The sequence below is a fragment of the Pseudomonas sp. W4I3 genome (genome assembly GCF_030816195.1).
Classification (GTDB): Bacteria; Pseudomonadota; Gammaproteobacteria; order Pseudomonadales; family Pseudomonadaceae; genus Aquipseudomonas.
Genome location: NZ_JAUSXS010000001.1, coordinates 4,648,330 through 4,667,279, shown reverse-complemented (window position 1 = coordinate 4,667,279; position 18,950 = coordinate 4,648,330). Strand labels below are relative to the sequence as shown.

At 59.8% G+C, this 18,950-nt stretch carries 7 protein-coding genes; 4 read left to right on the top strand and 3 right to left on the bottom strand.

Annotated elements, in window-relative coordinates:
- Positions 1-43: 43 nt before the first annotated feature.
- Genes QF045_RS21135 through QF045_RS21125 form a run of 3 tightly spaced genes read right to left on the bottom strand, consistent with a single transcriptional unit; the run spans position 44 to position 12,278 of the window.
- The gene (locus QF045_RS21135; protein WP_306493862.1) at positions 44-4,627 is read right to left on the bottom strand and encodes a SpvB/TcaC N-terminal domain-containing protein; all 4,584 of its coding nucleotides are present in this window, start codon (positions 4,625-4,627) and stop codon (positions 44-46) included.
- Entirely contained in the window at positions 4,624-9,441 is a 4,818-nt protein-coding gene (locus tag QF045_RS21130) for a neuraminidase-like domain-containing protein (protein WP_306493861.1), read from the bottom strand. The genes QF045_RS21135 and QF045_RS21130 overlap by 4 nt, the downstream gene beginning before the upstream one ends.
- 2 nt (positions 9,442-9,443) lie before the next feature.
- Complete coding sequence (locus tag QF045_RS21125) at positions 9,444-12,278, bottom strand: Tc toxin subunit A (RefSeq protein ID WP_306493860.1); 2,835 nt, start codon at positions 12,276-12,278, stop codon at positions 9,444-9,446.
- Positions 12,279-12,496: 218 nt separating this feature from the next.
- Between QF045_RS21125 and QF045_RS21120 the strand changes: the two genes are divergently transcribed.
- From QF045_RS21120 to QF045_RS21105, 4 genes are all read left to right on the top strand, one after another.
- Positions 12,497-15,406, top strand: a complete 2,910-nt coding sequence (locus QF045_RS21120) for an RHS repeat-associated core domain-containing protein (protein WP_306493859.1) — start codon at positions 12,497-12,499, stop codon at positions 15,404-15,406.
- Positions 15,407-15,559: 153 nt separating this feature from the next.
- Positions 15,560-16,501 (top strand): rhodanese-related sulfurtransferase, encoded by a 942-nt coding sequence (locus QF045_RS21115; RefSeq protein WP_306493858.1) that lies wholly within the window; start codon positions 15,560-15,562, stop codon positions 16,499-16,501.
- 3 nt (positions 16,502-16,504) lie between these two features.
- Positions 16,505-17,140, top strand: coding sequence for a DsbA family protein (locus tag QF045_RS21110; protein ID WP_306493857.1), 636 nt, complete (start codon positions 16,505-16,507; stop codon positions 17,138-17,140).
- On the top strand, positions 17,133-18,950 hold the full coding sequence (locus tag QF045_RS21105) for an ABC transporter ATP-binding protein (RefSeq protein ID WP_306493856.1): 1,818 nt from the start codon (positions 17,133-17,135) through the stop codon (positions 18,948-18,950). The genes QF045_RS21110 and QF045_RS21105 overlap by 8 nt, the downstream gene beginning before the upstream one ends.

Below are 18,950 nucleotides of genomic sequence, written 5' to 3'. Positions count from 1 at the left end.
GTCGCGGCTCATTCGTACCCGTTTCGCGTCGATCCCTAAGCCCTCAGGATTCGTCAGCCAGTATTGGGGCGGGGGTCAGTTCTCCATAGGTGTCGTTTTCGTCCTCATTGACGGTATACCAGGCCCAATAGGTGGTACGCCGCATGAATCCCCCTGCGGTGAATGTCTGGGTCGGGCGTCCGAGAGGGTCATACAATTGCCGATCGCTGTGGCCCAGCTTGCGCATGGAGTGATCATTGACGTAGGCGTGGCTGTTGGCGAAGTAAGCGCGGTAGAGGCGTATCACCAAGCCCTTGTTGTTGTATTCAACACGCTCGCTGACGCGCCAGCGGGGGTCGGCATGCACTTGACGCAGCTGCCGCTTCAGGATGCCGGATGCGTCCGGCAGCTTGTCGACCAACAGGTTGCCCTTCTCGTCGACCGCGTGGGCCAGGCCGGGTTCGGTCTTCTGCTTGGTCTGCAATGAACGGCCAAAGCCATCCCAGCAGGTCAAGGTCATGCGCACCTGTCGTTCGGCATCGCCGGGGTAGCGGTCGGCTTGCAGCATGAGCCCATGTACCGGCGTCCGGCTGGCCGTATCGATCAAAGCCTTGAGTTGTTTTTCGCTGTCGCTGAGCGCTTGGCGAACGCCACTCAGGCGCGCTCGCGCGCTCATGCGGATATGCCCGCCGGGGAGCAGATAGCCTTCGGTAATCCATTCGGGCTTGACCTGGGCCACGTCGATGCTGCCCATCCAACTGAACGGGGCGTAGCAGTGCGCGCTGGCCATGTCTTGCAACACGCTTTGCGCCTGCTCAATGGCAAACGCGGGCGTCACATTGGTGAGCGGGCGGTAGCTGTCCAGCGCGGTGAAGCCCACCCTGAGGCCTTGTTCATGGCCATGAAAACTGCTGGCAAGCAACTGCCCAAAACCGTCATAACGCGCCTCTTGCACCGTGCCGTTTGGGTCGACGATTTTTGTCGGCAGCAGCAATCGATAGTCGTAGTCGGCTTTGGTCACGCAGCCGTCGGGCGTTTTTACCTGCACGGTTTGCAGCAAGTAGGGGTCGTATTGGATGTTCGTTTCGCCGTGGGCCTCGGTGGCCCGCAACGCCCTCAACCGACAAAACCGGTCGGCCTTGTCATAGCGGGGAAAGTGGCGGCGAATCGACCATAGGCGGTTTTCCCCGGGCGGCGCCTCGCCGTCGAACAGAAAAAACATCGCCATGGTGCGATAGCCGCTGTCGGTGAGCTTTTGCACCAGATCCACTGTGGGTTGGTTGGGCATGGCCGGAATGTCGTTATAAGCATTTAGGGCCTGGTCATCCAGCTCGGCGGTTTCCAGGTAATCGGTCAATGCCTGGGCCGTGGCGACGCCGGGCTCCAAGGTTAGACCGCGGCCGCCGGCCTGCCGGTAGCGCTGCACCGACAAGCCGCTCAGTGTGCGCCTGGCCCCTGCGGCCAACGGCCCGTCGCGGGTGTCGATGAACAGCTCATAGGCGATACGTGCAGGGTCCAGTCCGCCAGGGGCCGGCGCCTTGCCGAGCACCAGGGCGTTGTTTCGTTGACGGTAGGGCAAGGCCAGGCACCACTGCTGTGCAGTGTCCAGGTGAATCGGCTGCGCCAGCGTTTCGCTCAGGTAATAGAACTGTTGCGCGCTGTCATGGGTATCGCGCCACCAGCGCTGCGGGTGCTCATCCGCCAGCACGGCGGGTGGCGTGTCGTCGGCGGTGGTACGGCGGGCATAATGCAGGGTCACGCCGTGCACCAGGCAACCATAGGCATCCCAGCGCAGGTTGATCTGGTGTTGGCAGACGGGATCGTCCGCTACACCTTCATATTGATAGCTGATCGACTCCAGCGCTAATGGCAGTAACCGGGCGTAGGGCGTATGAGCACTGGCTGGCGCCAGTTCGCGGACCCGATACCGATGGTGGGTGACCGAGTAGGGCACGACGCCGTGCGCCGGGTCCGCCGGCATCACCTCAACCCGCAGCACCACGCCACTGAGTGCACGCGCCACTTCGCGTGCCAGCGCTGGCGCAGGATCGCTGATCACGTCGTCATGATGATCCAGCGGCTGTGCCTGAGCCGCCGCCCTGTGGCGGCTGACCAGGGTGGGCCCGCAAGCCTTGGCGTGCGGGTCGTGAGGGCTGTGGCCGAGGGTGGGCATGTCCAGGGATCGCCCGGTGTGAAACCAGGTCTTGCTGAGCACGGGGGCGCTGGAACCGGGCGTGGGCGGGGAGCCCTTGCGGCTGTCGGTGTCGGTTTGCAGCAACAGCCCGAAGCCACGGAACTCACGGTCCAGACGATCGTAGTAAGCCTGGCGATAGCTCACACGCTGGGTCAGTTGGTTGCCGGTAATCTCGTCCCGTTGGGTTTGTTGGCTGACCAGCAGCAGCGCAAAGGGTAACTGGCTGATCGCAGGCTGGCCCGTGGCATGCAGCTCGCGTTTTTCATCCAGCCACTCCTGGGCACTGCTGCGGTATTTGATCAACGCCTGGGCGCCCAGGTTGTTGTCGGTGCGCGCGAGCAGCCAGGGCTTGTGGCTGAAGAAGTCGTAACGCCAATGGATGGGGGTCTGGTGGGCAGCGGTCAGGATCAGGCTCGGATAGCCCAGGCCGAGCACGTCGATAATGCTGACCTGGCAGTGGTCGTCGTACTGCATACCCTCTGGCCACGGCACGTTGATCGCCTGTGTCTCGAAGCCGTTGCCGCCTTTGTTGAGGAAAATCATCAGGTGGGTGGTGCTCAAATACAGCAAGTCCGCGGCGCCACCGCCATCGAGGTCGACGAGCCGTACATGCGCCGCGTTGAACGTTTGATAACGCAACGCCAGTGTGGCCAATACAAAGCCCTGGCCAAAACGGCCGCGACCCAGGTTCGGCCAGCATTTGACTTCGTTATGCCGGACACGCACCAGATGCTGTTGGCCCGTGGCGAGTACATCGCTGAACGCCACCAGTTCGTGGGATGAGGAGGAAATGATCGGCAACTCATCGTCGGGCCTATGCGGTACCTCGGTGGCGGGTGCGAAGCCGGATGTTCGGCGATTTTCATACAGGCGCACGCTACGCGGGCCGATCATCGCAAGGTCATGACGGCCTGTTCCCATCAAGTCTGCGAGCATGCCCTGGGGGTGGAAGAACTCCGACGGGAATGCATCGAACGGCGTATAGGCTGACCAGTTGCGCTGTTCATCCAGGCTGAAAAAACCGCTCATCCCGGGCCCGGCCACCAGCCAGTCCAGACGCCCGTCGCCGCTCACATCGGCCAGCGCCTGGTGGAAGGGCCGGGTGCTGTCGGCCACCGGCACCCGCGTCAACTCCACTGGCGCGGCGTAGCTCACCTCGTCGCTGGTGGGCGAGTGTGGCGGCCTGAGCGGTTCACGGTAATACCAACTTTTGTCTGTGCGGTACAACACACCGGGCAGGCCTTCGCCATAGAGATCCACCAGTTGATAACGAGCGCCGTCATACAGCCTGGGCAATGCGCTGAATGGCTGGTAGTGGCTTTGGTCAATCTTGAGTTGCCTCGAATGGTAGAAGCACTCCAGCGGCGGGCGGCTCACGCTATTGCCCAGGTTATCGAAGGCCTGCTCATGAACTGCGCCCAACAAGCTGACATCCCTGGATGTGCGGTATTCCAGCAGCAGGCGCTTGACCAGCACCGGGTCGGTGCCCATTTGCGTTTCTTTGGGAAAGTGGTGAAACATCAGGACCTGGCTGCAACGGCGCAGGGTGCGTAACTCGAAGCCAAAGGCAAAGTCCGAGCAGGGGTCGGGCCGTTCCGGCCATTCCCGGGTTTTCCGATACGTCGGGTGCTGGTCCAGTTCAAGGGCGCGTTCGCCGTAATCAAAGACCAGTTGAAAGTGCCAACCCACGTCCGGTTTATCGTCGGTCTGCCAGAGGTAGAGCTGCTCCTGCTCTGTGGCGATGAAGTTGCCATAGCAGACGCTTTCCAGGTAGTGCCGGGCGCGGCAGTCCCTGGGGTAGCGCGTGGTGTCGGTCTCTTTTTTGTAGTGATAATAAATGTGCTCGCCGCGGGCATTCAGGCTTTCCTGCAACAACCACTGGGCCACATGGTGCGTCTGGTCCGGATCGGCAATCCGCGCCAGCGAGGTTTTTCCGTAAAAGTGCTGGCTACCATCGGCGCTGTGTATCAACCAGAAGCCGGCCGTGTCGGTTGCCGATTGCCAATGTTCGATACGGTCGAAACGGCTCTCGACCCTGGGGAAGTGGCGGGTAACCGTATACGTAATGGGCAGCGGCAAGCCATTGAACGAGGCGAGGCGGCGACTGCTGATTGCGCCCTCGGCGTCGCGTTCCGGTAGCCAGATTTGCGCGTCGGGGCCCACCAGCACATCGTGCATCGTGTAGCCAGGCACGCCATGGGAGGTGCGTCGGCTGACGGCAGGCTGGGGCATACCCCAGCCCAGGCCGAAGGGGCCGTTACCCGCGCCGCTTTGGTAGGTCAGTGACAGGGCCGGCGCGTAGCCGCGCCCGGGAGAGACGGGCAACGGAATTTCAAAGCTTGCCGTACCACTGGAACCAATGTCGCCCCAGCCCTTGCCGGTACCTTGGATGGCCGCACCGCTTTTGGGCAATGTCGGCGTATTGATCTGAAGCTTGAGGGTGTCGTCACTCATGCCTGGCCCCCACTGACAGCGGCTGCCCTTGCGGTGTAGCGCAGGTGGATGACGATATCGTTGATCGATTCCAGGACGGCTTTTTGCCGGTCCGGGTTGGGAAACTCCAGCGTCCAGTCGGAGATAGCCCCGGTGTATTCGAACGGCAAATAACGCTCGTTGCTGTCGAACGTGAGGGTGAACAGGCCATTGTCATCCAGCCCGGTGGACAGTGCGATTTGCTGATGAGCGCGCCTGTCCGTGTGCACCCCGCCCGTGGGCAGTCTGATTTCGTTGTGGGTCTGGGTCAGTATCGCCTTGATGTCTTCATAGGGGCCCAGGGTCGCGGGCAACGATACGCTGATGCCTTTGATCCGCCGCAGGATGTGCCCGGGGTAATCCTCTTCAAACAGTGCCGCGGGTAACTTGAAGCACAGCGTGCCTTTATTCACCAGTTGCCGTTTATGATCGGCCCACTTCTCTTCGTTAGAGGAGGGCGGCGTCTGGGAGGTGTCGGTTGAGCGGGAGGATATCTCGCACTCGTTCAGGCGATGACGCAGGGAAATGGTCTTGACGATCTCCAGATCCCTCACGTTATGGTTCAGATAGGCTTGGTTCATGTTCAACAGCGCGAGCTTCAGGGCTTCACCCGCCAGATAGCCACGGTAGTTGTTGTTCCAGGCGCCGGGCTGGATAAACGTGCGCGAATCGTCCGCTATTTCGTAGTGCCAGCATGCCTGGGCAGTGCGGCACAGCGAGAGGCTAAGGTCATAGACCTGATAATAGAACGTGCTCAATTGAGCATTGAGCCAGCCATACAGCTGTGCCTTGGAATAGCGCTTGGCCAGCAACTGATAGTTGGACCAGGCCTGGGCAAGGGAGGTCTCGGCCAGGCGCAATTGCAGGCGCGTGGCTTTTTCCTGCTCGGCATAGGCTTCCAATTGGGCATCGACCTGGGCCAGTTCGAGTCTGGCCTGGTCCTGGGCATGGGCCCACTCTTGCGCCCGGCGGTTGAATTGCTCGGAACGATCCAGGTCTGCGGCGGTGCCGCGCAGCGCCGTGGCAACGCCTTGCGCGATGGCTTGGGCGGCGTAGAACGGCCCTTCCCAGCGCGAGCCGCCGACACTTGTACCGAAGATATTCGGTGCCACCATCGCGATGCCGGCCCCTGAGGCGGCGGCGCAAGCGGCGGTGTCGAACCCGGTACTGATCAGGTAGAGCACGCCTGCCTGGAGTTCGCCGGGGCTGATGCTTTCGGTGAGCTGGTGTGTGTAGTAATGCATCCGCGACTCGATCATGCGCCGACTGGCGTCGAGTGCCTGGCGGTTCTTCCTGTCAACCTTCAACGCCTGCGTTTGCTGGGTCACGATGATATTGGCCAGGTCCCACGCTTGTTGTTGCTGTAACTCCAGGTATTGCGCCTGTTCCTTGCGTTCAATCAGGGTCAGTACCGTATTGCCGAACTGAATCACCGCTTCGGTGGCCGTGAGCGCGTGGCTCAACATCGACTGGAAGCGATAATGGCCAACCTGCGTGTTGATGTGATCCGCTGGAGGGTTTTCGCCGAACGCCCCTTTGCCTTGGCTGGCCATCAGCTTGAGAGGCGACAGCGGGGCCGCGTAGAGCGGCAGGCGCAAGGGTTTACCGGTGATGTCGAGATTGTGCCGCAGATTATGCAGACGGCTTTCAAGCTTGTCCCAGCGCGTCACCAGCTCGGCGTTGAAGGGCAGGCGCAGATTATCGGAGTGGGTGAGCCAAGACCGTGCATCGACGTCGACCGGCAGGTTGACGTCGATTGTCGGGTTTGTTTGCTCAAAGTTCGCCAGGGCTTGAGAACCCTCCATTGCCAACGCGGCAAGGGTGATTTGCGCCCACGGTTCGGTGGTGGTGACCTTGGGCCGAGCGCCAAGAAAATGCTGGACCCGGGTGTACCAGAGTTTGGCTTGGGTCAGGCTGTCCGGGGTCAGCTGGCGATAGTACGCATCGCCGCGATTGAGCAGGAGGTCCAGATAAAACAGGTAGATCGCCTTGCGAAAATACACAGGGGCGCGTATCGCCAGTTCGTGGGGATCGTGGTTGGTGTAACCGGGCAGCCGTTCTTCACGGACAAGTTCGCGTAATCCCCAAAAGGCAGGCCGCTTGCTGGAAGCGTCGGCGGCTCGTCCAGGGTCGAACAGATAGCCGAGCCAGGTTTGCGCTTCGGCATACTGTTGCTCTTGATTGAGGCGATGGGCTATCAGCCAGGGCAAGTACAGGAACAGTTCCCAGAAGTACTTGCCATTGGCACCCTTGAAGTCGATGCCTTCTGTTGTGCCGCCAGCTGTGAGTGGAGGCTCTTGCCATGTTTCTGGCATCAACGAGAATAAACGGTCAAGACTGACATTGGCCGCCTGGACCAGCTTTGCGGCAAAACAGGTATTCATGCGCAGGGCGGTGGACATGTCCCCAGGCAACCTTGCCGAGCTGTTGGAAAAGTCAATGAATTCGGCGGTGCCGATTGTGTCCGATACGAGTCTCTTGATTGTCGGCGCCAATTGCTGGGTGGGGGAGGGGTCAGAAACAGTTGCCGTCAGCTTCAGGGTTGCCGTATTCAATGCATAGCCAAGGATGTTCGTGCCATCTTCCCCAGGCTCAAGGACCACCACCCCATGTATCAGGGTAATGCCGGACATTAGTTGCTCCTGTGTTACCGGAAGGCGCGCCGTGACGCGGTGCCCTTTAGGTAATTCGGGACTTGAGCCGGTGAGGCTCTCGTGAGCTGTGTCCTGAAAGTTGATGATCCGATGAGTGTTGGCATTGACCTCGTTGGTAAATGGGTAGTCTTCGAAGTTCGCGCTCATGATGACGTGTTTGTAGGCGCGTAAGTTAGGCGTGGTCACGTCTGCCCTTTGGGTAAACGTATAATTTTGTGCATGTAGCCTGTCTTTTTCACCCGGTTGCTTGGTAATGCCGTAACGGGCAAGAGCGAAATGGAAATGTTTGCTTGTGTATAAATCCACGAAAGCGTTCTTCTCGATGAAGTTACCTTCCAACGAGAGCTTGCCTGCGTCGCCCTGCTCTAATTTATGGGAAAAGAGTGGACCGTCAGCATGATGTACAGCGTTAGGGAATTCCTCCAACGTGTTAGAATTTCTTAGATATATTGAGTAAAGATTAGTTTTCAGGCCTGTTTCGGCACGTTCGATGATAGAACCCTGGCTCAGTTTCATTCGTGTCGTTTTCGGGTCATCCAGCGCGTCATTAGTCGTCAACGTGATAAGCATACTCAGCGGTCTGGATAATGTGACGGTGTACGGATGGCTGAAGCTGTCACTGAGGGTAGAAGAGAACACAAGTTCTTGGGTGCTTGAATCGAAGAAAACGTTAGTGTCGTCTGTGTCTTTTATGTTTGCTTGTTTTTGTTCAAAATTCCAGTGCTCTTCGCTTTCGAAAACCTTTTCCGACGTTATGCTAATTGTTTGCTCGGCTGCCGGCGCTATTTTGAACTGCAAGTTGCCCTGGTTTTTGTGAGCAAAGAGCGTAAGGAATTGTCGGGCGCTGTCGGGCAGCAACTCGCTGTAATACCCGTTCGTGCTTCGCGCCTCACCCTTGAGTTGAGCCTGTACTTTGGTTTTCTGGGAGGGATCGAAGGGTTGCAGCAGACGGTTTATTTCTTCGGCCACCTTTGAACCAGGCAGCACGCTATAGCGCTCCGGGCTGCCGCCATCAGCGACAGTGGTGATATTGAAGGACTGGTCGAGATGAACCGCCTGGAAAAATTTGCCGATAAAATGATCCTGCTGTTTAGGATCTTTACGGCTGGTGGCGAGCACGCTTAAAAAAAGCACAGGCGTGCTGCTGCTGTCGACGATTGCCACCGTTTGCGTAATGCTTTTGAGCAGCTCGGAGGTCGATGCGTTAACGTCTTCGGTCGCACAGTGCTGCTCAATGCACGCTTGGGGCACGCTCCAACTGCCGTCGTGCTTTTTATACGAGAAATTGAGCCGGAATTTGACGTAATGGGTGTTGATCCAATCGGCCTGATTTTCCTTTTTCCTTGAATTGCGTTGCGCCGCCTTAAGCGAACTCGACGGGGTGGGTTTGATGCATTCGGCCCAGATGAAAAACAGCCGGCCATTGAAATACACCGGGCGGATACTCTGCTCGGCGGTGGCGTCGGAGACCGACAGGTTGATTTTTTTCCAGTCTGACCAGGCGCCCGGTAAAAGCACCGCGCCGGAGCGCCTGGACAGGTCCAGAGTGCGCCAGTGATAGGTGTTCTCGGAGCTCGACTTACCGACGAAGTAATAGGTGCCGTTATGCAGGTTGCTCAAGTCTGCGTCGATATAGCCGTTGATCGTGCGTATGTTGGCGGTTTCCTCGAACCTGGCCAGATAATGCTGAACCGCCGTGGCGACGGTGTCCGCTTGAATCCGGTATTGGCTGAGGTCGTTTTCCAACTGTTGAAAACTGTCAGTCTTGTCACGTCGTAACGTCGGGTCCAGATAGTTGGCCGGGTGATAGCGCAGTTGCTGGCTGGCATGCCACAGCGGGTAGGTGTGCAACTGTTCGCGCCAGAGCTTGCCCTGTTGCGCGGTCATGCCCTGGTGCTCATAGCCCGGCTCCAGGCCCAATTCAATACGGCTGATGTATTGCTGCAGGCTGGAAACGGCGCAGGCTAACGGGCTGGTTGGCACGGCTTGGCTGACTTGCACGTCAAGTAACCAATACGCGTAAAGGTCATCGGCCGTGCTGATTGTTGTCTTCAGGGTCGCAGGCACTTTATGGGTGAGGTAGTACGCGAGCATGGCGTCGCGCAGGCTTTCATTAAGCTGTTGGTCAAGCGAGTGAGACATGATCAATCCTTGAGCAGGTCGGGCGTGGAAGGTTCGTTGGCCGGGGAGGCATGCACGCTTGTGAGCGCTTCACCGACGGCTTTCCACTGAGCGAATGTGGAGTCGGTTTTAAGTTCGCTGGCGGCGATCAGCAGGGTGGCCGACAGGCCGGTTGCGGTGCTGGCTTGGCGGCAGCGCAGCAGCCAGTCCAGGCGATCCATGGAGGTAATGCGTGGCGGGTTCAGTTGGCTGCTGAAGACGTCTATTTCGCTGGCACTCCAGCCACAAAGACGGGCCAGATGCTCGTTGACTTCGTCACTGTTGTTTCGTGCAGCGTTACTGGGCGGTGTGTTGGCCTGCCTGAAGACATCGAGAATTTGTCCTTCCGTCAGGCCAAAGCGGTCAATGCAATGGTTGAACTGCTGCATGAGGTAGAGGGTGTGCGGGTTCAATTCAAGTAACGAAGAGGTTTGATAGTCACTGTCCAGCCAGTGCGGGTTTATCAGAAACTGATCAAGCGCCTGGCGGCTGAGCGGCAATTGCAGAACATCGACGGCGTGAGGCAGCAGTAATATCAAGTAGCCGAGGGTTTGCAGGGGTGGGGCAGCGGGCGCGTATAAACGCAGGTAATGGCCGTAACCATCATATTTTTTATGATCGATGGCATTGCCTGGCGGCTGGGGTACGTCGCTGATGATCTGTCTGAGGCGCTTATACAGCAGCCATAACTCTGTACTCACCGCGGTCATCAGTGTCTCGAGCTTGGGTCTCTCTTGTTTGATGATGCTGGCTCCGCGTCTGAGATCCGTGCTGATTGCAACGGACGGCAGCAGCTCATCGAGCGCCTCGTCGATACGCATGCCCAGGCGCATCCGTTGCAGTACTTGCTGGGCCAGGAGTTCCCAGTTCACCGCGGGCAAGCGAGTTGTTTCATCATCGAGTTGTTGGGGAAGTTCGAGCGCGTGCAACTGTTTGGAGAGAGAAGCCTGGTCATAGCCCACGAACTGTTTCAACAGCTGGTTGATGGTCGGGTCCTGGACCTGCTGATCGAGTAACAGTTGGCGCCTGAACAGTGGCAGGCTGTTGCCATTCTCCTTGAGCCAACGGCTGCCCCACTCCAAGTGCATCAGCATATCGAGAAAGTCAGTCGCGCCGTGCGGCGCGCTGCGCAGCGTTGGGTGACGCAGTTGCTCAAGAAAGTTTTTCTTGCCGAGCAATTGCGCCAGCTGCTGGCAATGCATGACTGACAAACCGAACAGGCGAGCGATTCGCGCTTGCCGATAAAGTGCGCTGACGGTCTTGATCGTACGGGTTGCAGGCTTATCGGCGATCAGCAACTGCAGCGAATCGTGGGTGTCTTGCAGGCCCAGCCCGGCGCACACTTGTTGCCCGGTTGTTGCGTCGAATTCGCGGCCGTCCAGATACAGGGGAGGCAGGGCGGAACCTGCGCGGTTGAAGACCTGATCGAACAATGACACGCGCTCACCCGAGGCGTGAACGGGCAACTGATGGAGCCAGGCGGCAAACTCTTCGGCTTGTACGCTGTAGCGCTTGCTCAGATAGCAAAAGACCCCCAGCGCCCTAAGGGTGTTATGGGTGATCAGCAGCGTGGGGTTGCTGGCGCCTTCGCAGCGCATGGCACTGACCAGCAACGTGTCCAACTGCGCGAAAGGCAGGCCGAGCCAGCGCTGCAGGCGAATCATCCGTTGCAGCCTGTCGAAGCGTTCGAGGCTCACGTTGACCAGCTTGGCGGGGGCGCCGTTGTCCAGGTTGATCGCGGGGGTAAGCGCAGCGGCAGGGCCCGTCGCACCGTTGATGTAACAGGCACCGTAAGTGAGGCCGGTGTCCTGCTTGCAGTAAGGCGATTGGCGCGGTGCTTGTGTCTGTTGCGCCAGCAGCGCTTGAAGTTGTTCGGCATCCAGTTGCGTGTGGCGCAGAAAGTCATTGACGTTTTCCGGCCCCGTCTCAGCCGTCCAGTTGAAGTACCTGAGATAGAAGGTTTGCGCATCCTGCGGCGTTACCCCGTCATTTTTCAGCATTGCCTGTTGTTCAGGGCTCAACCCGGATAACAGACACTGGACCTCATTGTTTTGGGTAACGACTTTCCCGTAAGTGCTGGTTTCTCGCGCCAGCGGCAACTGGCGACTGATGCGATAGTTCAACTCACCCAACATCGGCTTGTCGCCCGACAAGCCCAGCCGGCATTGCTGGTGGTGGAAATGATACGGCAGCGAAAACGGGTACCAGGTCTTGCTCAGGAGTGTGTAGGCGTCGCTGTCGTTGGCGCCCGCGATAGTGCGCAGCAAGGTCTGATTGACGATTGACAACATGGGCACCTGGTCCGCGGCGCTGTGTTGGTCAATCACCAAGTCCTTGAGGTCCGCACGCCGGTCCGACAAGGTGATCGCGTCTGCCCCTTTGGCATTTTTTTCCAGTTGCAGGGCGAACAGATAAAGCGCACGCAGGTAGGCCGCCGGCGAATCGACCGCAGCTATGGACGAACTGGCGCAGAACCGTTCCCAGTCTTCCTTGAACAAGGCCTGGTAGGTGGCACCGGTATCGGCGGCGACATGGCGTTTATGGCGCAGGGCAGGGCGGTCCGGCGAGACTTGCTGTTCGCGAAACAACGTTTCCAGTTGCGCGGCAGCGCTTTGAGCCTTGCGATACACCGCGTGAGCGTCGTCATCGTTGCAGGTGGTCAGTTGCTCAGCGAAGGCCTCTTCGCTGAGTTGCACAATATCGAATACCGAATGCATGTTGAGGCGCTGCAACGCGGTCTTGAAATCGTCCCGACCAGGGGCGGGAGGGTGTGTGTGATCAATCAGTTGGTCGAGCAAGGAGCTGCTGTCGGCTTGCATATCTATACGTTCCTTCACGGCCGCCGATGGGTCCAGCGGGCAATGAAAAACGCTATCACGCAGGTTAACGGGGTCAGGAATAGCTATTTACAGGTATAGCCATTTACGGGCATCGCCGGCCCCCCGCCGATTGAGGCGTCCATACGCCGCTACCACCTCGGCGCGAGACATGAACCCTAGGCTTTGCTGACCATTGTGCAAATACAGGGCATCTGATCATGTCTGCTTCCCTTCATCGAAACACGCCCTCGCTTGTTGCGGTCGACCCCCGTGGGTTGACCGTGCGCAGCGTCGACTATCTGCGCGCTACGTCTGAGACAGCGCCATCAACCCGCGTCAGGCGGCACGTCTATGGGGCCAGTGGCCTGTTGCTTGAGCAGTGGGATCCGCGCCTGCTGACCCTGAAATCACGCGAACCGTTGACCGAGGCGAATCAAGTGTCGGTGTACAGCCTGTCCGGTACGCTGATCCGCAGCGATGATGTGGACGCCGGCCTGCGGCTGATGCTGGCGGCGCCAGCGGGGCAACTGCTGCATGCCTGGGACGGGCGGGGTGCCTATCAGCGCCACGACTACGACGCCTTGCAGCGTCCGGTAGCGGTGTTCGAACAAGCTGCCGGCGAAGCGCGACCCCGGTGTGTGGAGCGCCTGGTGTATGCCATGCCAACGCCTGAGGATCGCGCACTTAACCGCAGTGGCCGTCTGGTACGCCATGCCGACCCGGCAGGCACCCAAGTGTGCGACGCGTATGGGATTGCCGGGCAGATGCTTCGTCAAACCCGGCGGTTTCGCGAGGCGCCAGGCGATGTTGACTGGCCGCTTGCCCAGGCCGATCAGGACCAGCCACTGCAGAGCGTGCATTACACCACTCGCTGGAGGTTTGACGCCCTTGGCGGCACGTTGGAGCAGGTCGACGCCAAGGGCAATGCCCGACAGTTCGCCTATGGGCTGGACGGGCAGGCGAAGAATGTTCACCTCACCTTGAAAAGTGGCACGCGCAAGACCGTAATAGAGCGCTACGCCTACAATGCCGCCGGTCAGGTGGAAGCGGCCGTGCTGGGGAATGGCGTGACCAGCATGGCCGCGTACCGCGCCGAGGATGGCCGTATGGACCGGCTGACGGCGTACCGCAAAAATGAGCCGGCGGCGCCGCTGCAGGATTTGAACTACGACTATGATCCCGTGGGAAACATTTCGAACCTGCAGGATCAAGCGCAACCGACGAAATGGAGCCACAACACGCAAGTGGAGGCTTCATATCGCTATGAATACGACTCGCTGTACCAACTGACCCAGGCCACGGGCCGGGAAAGTACCGCCGCTGCCATCGGCCAGGCACTGCCCCCACGTATTTCGTTCGGCTCGACCGATACCGGTTTATGGCGCAATTACACCCAGCACTATGCCTATGACGAGGGGGGCAACCTGACACGGCTGCGCCATGTGCCCTCCAGTGGCGTCGGTTACACCCGTGACATGCAGGTCGCAAGCGGCAGCAATCGTGCGCTGTCCAGTGAACATCCGGTGGCTGAGTTGGTGCAGGGGTTTGATGCCAACGGCAATCAGCAACAACTGGTGCGTGGCCTGCCGATGACGTGGAACGTGCGTAATCAACTGACTAACGTCACGACGATTCTGCGAGAGGAGGGCAACCCGGACGAGGAGGCTTATGGGTATGCAGGCGACGGCCAGCGGGCGCTCAAGTTCACGCATCAGCAGGTGGCCGGCAGTCGGCAGACCGCGCGCGTGTATTACTTGCCCGGCCTGGAAATTCGTCATCGACCGTTGCGCCGGCTGAATGTGGTGCGCCTTGAAGTGGCGCGTTGCACGGTTGAGGTCTTGCAATGGGAGCTGGGACTTGATGAGGGAGCGGCCGATGAAACCCTGCGTTTTTGCCTCACGGATCAGCAATCGAGTCAGGGACTGGAGCTGGGCGAACAAGCCCAGTTGTTGAGCCAGGAAAGTTATTTTCCGTACGGAGGGACGGCATGGTGGGCATCGCGCAACGCGCTGGAGGGCAGCTACAAGACTCGCCGATATTCAGGCAAAGAGCGTGACGCCAGCGGTTTGTATTATTACGGTTTCCGCTATTACGCCCCGTGGCTGCAGCGATGGATAAACCCTGACCCCGCAGGAAATGGTGCACAGCTCAATCCCTATCTCATGGCGTTCAACAACCCGATCACGTTCGTGGACTCAATGGGGCTGCAGCCCGCTGCCGTGGAGAACGTCGTACGAGAGCTCGCTATGATAACCCTCCTGCTTTTGGTCTTGCTGGGCCTGGCCGCGGGGACGCTGCTTGGCAATGCGGCGATGGGGGCTTCCGTTGGGGGCCTGGTGGGCGGCGCACTGTTTGGCGCCGTCCGTCTGAGCGTCTATCAACAGATGCAACCGCAGGCCCAGGCCAGGGCCGTGGAACAGGTAGAAGAACTATTCGCCAGGAATGTTTCGGAGATGGCGATCACGTTGGCGCAGCAGGCGCAATTGACTCACGAAGAAACGGAGCGGATGGTGAATTTTGCCTATGGGCGCCGCCATACGGACGAAGGGATTTCCCTCTACGTCTTTACGTCACCTCAGAAGAATGTCTACGGTTACGCGGGGCCTGTGGACAAACCGGGAGACGTCGAAAAAATACTGAAGGGCAGTCGTAATCCGATGCCTGAATTGAAACGCATGGGCTATGCCGCGGTACTGCTGCGAAAACCAGGGCTTGAGTCCGCTGCCGCAAGTGGTCAGCAGGCGGGGCCAAGCGCGTTCGAAGTTGGGGCGACGACACAGGTTGCCGGCTCCGGCCGCGCACGCGGTGGTCGGCAAGCGCCTGCCCAACTGTCGATGCTGGCGCCGATGACGGCGGGAGCCGCTGCCCAACGGATGCAGATCGATACTCAGGCGCTTGGAAGTATCGATCCATTGAGCCGCGAGGGCCGCAGTATTGCCCTTACCCTCAGCCACTTGGGCGAAGGGCGTTTGCGCGCGGTTCATTGGCATTCTCACAGCGATCAACTGTGGTCTGCGGATTTGCATGGCTACTCCGCTTCGCGTGGACGCGGCGCCTATCGTTTGATGTTGAAACATCTCGGGGGCCAGCGGTACCGAGTGGAGGGCATACGCAACCCGCACCGCTGAGGCCGATTGCCGCCAGGGGCCGGGGAATATCAGCGACTGCGTGTCGATGCGGTGGCTGCATGGTTTTGCTAGAATGCGCGCCGCGCCGCCTGGCCGGCGTCCTTTTGCATCCGGTTCACCCTTTACGAGGGTAGCCACCTGGAGAGAACACCCATGACTCAACCGATCGTCGTGGCGGCACTGTACAAGTTCGTCACCCTCGAAGATTACGTCGCCCTGCGCGAGCCATTGCTGCAGGCGATGGTCGACAACGGCATCAAAGGCACGTTGCTGATCGCCCAAGAAGGCATCAACGGCACCGTTTCCGGCAGCCGCGAAGGCATCGACGGCCTGATGGCGTGGCTCAAGAACGACCCCCGCATGGACGATATCGACCACAAAGAGTCGTACTGCGACGACCAGCCGTTTTATCGCACCAAGGTCAAGCTCAAGAAAGAAATCGTGACCCTGGGCGTCGAAGGCGTTGACCCGAACAAGCAGGTCGGCACCTACGTTGACCCCAAGGACTGGAATGCGCTGATCAACGACCCCGAAGTGTTGCTGATCGACACCCGCAACGATTACGAGGTGTCAATTGGTACCTTTGAAGGTGCGATCGACCCGAAAACCACCAGTTTTCGCGAATTCCCCGACTACATCAAAGCCAACTTCGACCCGGCCAGGCACAAGAAAGTCGCCATGTTCTGCACCGGTGGCATTCGGTGCGAAAAAGCCTCGAGCTATATGCTCAGCGAAGGCTTCGATGAGGTCTATCATCTCAAGGGCGGCATCCTCAAATACCTCGAAGAGGTGCCGCAGGAAGAGACCAAGTGGCAGGGTGACTGCTTTGTTTTCGACAACCGCGTGACGGTGCGCCACGACTTGAGCGAAGGCGACTACGATCAATGTCATGCCTGCCGCACACCGGTCAGCGTCGAAGACCGCGCGTCCGAGCACTACGTGGCCGGCATCAGTTGCCCGCATTGCTGGGATAAGCTGCCGGAGAAAACCCGGCGTAGCGCCATCGATCGACAGAAGCAGATCGAACTGGCCAAGGCCCGCAATATGCCGCACCCGATTGGCTTCAACTACAAGCAAACCCCTTCCGAGGCCTGAACCATGCCCGCGCGCCTGCTCTATGTAATGGACCCGATGTGTTCCTGGTGCTGGGGCTTTGCCCCGGTGGCGCAGGCGCTGGTTGAGCAGGCCCAGGCGGCCGGTGTGGAGTTGCACCTGGTGGTGGGCGGCTTGCGCACCGGTAGCGGCGCGGCGCTGGAGCCGACCACCCGGCGCTATATCCTTGAGCACTGGCAGGCGGTGACCGACGCCACCGGCCAGCCGTTCAAGCGCGAGGGTGCGTTGCCTGATGGGTTTGTCTATGACACCGAGCCTGCGTGCCGTGCCATCGTCACGGCGCGCAGCCTGGCACCCGATTGCGCCTGGAGGCTGCTGGGGCTGATCCAGCAAGCGTTCTATGTAGAGGGCCGCGACGTCACCTCCGCCCACGTGCTGGTGGAACTGGCGGAGCAGGCTGGCATTCCGCGTATCGAGTTTGCTGGCGAGTTTGACCGCGCCGAGCAGCACGCGGCCACCGCCGCCGATTTTACGTGGGTGCAGGACCTGGGCATTGCCGGCTTCCCGACCTTGCTCGCCGAGCGCAATGGTCAGTTGGCCCTGCTGACCAATGGTTACCAGCCGCTGTCCGAGCTGTCGCCCTTGCTGGGCCGATGGTTGGAGCGAGCTGCCTGTGCATGATCAGCCTGACGCCCCTGAATCAAGGCGTACCGACCGTCTGACCTGGGCGGAAATTCGCCGCCTGGCCCTGCGTCACAAGAAATCCCTGTGGATCGCCAATAGCGTCGCCGTGCTCGCAACCTTGTGCAGCGTACCCATTCCCTTGCTGCTACCGCTGTTGGTCGACGAAGTGCTGCTGGGCCATGGCGATACCGCGCTCAAGGTGATGAACCACGCCTTGCCGCTGGGCTGGCAGCAGGCCGCCGGCTATATCGGCCTGATGCTCCTGATCACCCTGACCCTGCGCTGCGGCGCGCTGGTATTCAACGTGGTGCAGGCGCGGCTGTTTGCGCGACTGGCCAAGGACATCGTCTACCGCATCCGCGTGCGGCTGATTGAACGGCTCAAGCGCATTTCCCTCGGCGAATACGAAAGCCTGGGCAGCGGCACGGTGACGACTCACCTGGTCACCGACCTGGACACCCTGGACAAATTCGTCGGCGAAACCCTCAGTCGTTTTCTGGTGGCCATGCTCACGCTGGTCGGCACATCGGCCATCCTGGTGTGGATGCATTGGCAACTGGCGCTGCTGATCCTGCTGTTCAACCCGTTGGTGATCTACGCCACGGTGCAGTTGGGCAAACGCGTCAAACACTTGAAGAAACTCGAAAACGACAGCACGTCGCGGTTCACCCAGGCGCTGACCGAAACCCTGGACGCTATCCAGGAAGTGCGCGCCGGCAACCGTCAGGGCTTTTTTCTCGGGCGCCTGGGCCAGCGGGCCCAGGAAGTGCGGGACTATGCCATTCATTCGCAATGGAAAACCGACGCTTCCAGCCGTGCCAGTGGCTTGCTGTTCCAGTTCGGCATCGACATCTTTCGCGCAGCGGCGATGCTCACCGTGCTGTTTTCCGACCTGTCCATCGGCCAGATGCTCGCGGTGTTCAGCTACCTGTGGTTCATGATCGGCCCGGTGGAGCAATTGCTCAACCTGCAATACGCCTACTACGCGGCGGGCGGTGCGTTGACGCGCATCAACGAGCTGCTGGCCCGCGCCGACGAGCCGCAATACGCGGGTGGTACCGATCCGTTCAGCGAGCGTGCGACGGTGGGCATCGAAGTGCGGGGCCTGGACTTCGGCTATGGCGACGACTTGGTGCTCGACCAATTGAATCTGGTCATCGCACCAGGTGAGAAGGTTGCAATTGTCGGTGCCAGCGGCGGCGGCAAAAGTACCCTGGTGCAACTGTTGCTGGGCCTCTACACGCCGCAGGCCGGCACCATTCGGTTTGGCGGCGCGACCCAGCAGGAGGTCGGCCTGGCGACCATTCGCGAAAACGTCGCGGTGGTGCTGCAACACCCGGCGCTGTTCAACGATACGGTGCGCGCCAACCTGACCATGGGCCGCGAACGTACGGACCAGGCGTGCTGGCAGGCACTGGAGATTGCTCAGCTGGACGCTACCGTCAGAGCCTTGCCATTGGGTCTGGACAGCATAGTTGGCCGCTCTGGCGTGCGCTTTTCCGGTGGCCAGCGCCAGCGCCTGGCCATCGCCCGCATGGTGCTGGCCGAGCCCAAGGTGGTGATTCTGGATGAAGCCACCTCGGCGCTGGATGCAGCCACCGAGTACAACTTGCACCAGGCGCTGGCGCGCTTTCTCAGCGGGCGTACTACACTGATTATCGCCCACCGGCTTTCAGCGGTGAAACAGGCTGATCGGGTGCTGGTGTTCGATGGCGGGCGTATCGCAGAGGATGGCGACCATCAGCAGTTGATAGCCGACGGCGGGCTGTACGCCAAATTGTATGGACACTTGCAACAAGTGCGGTGA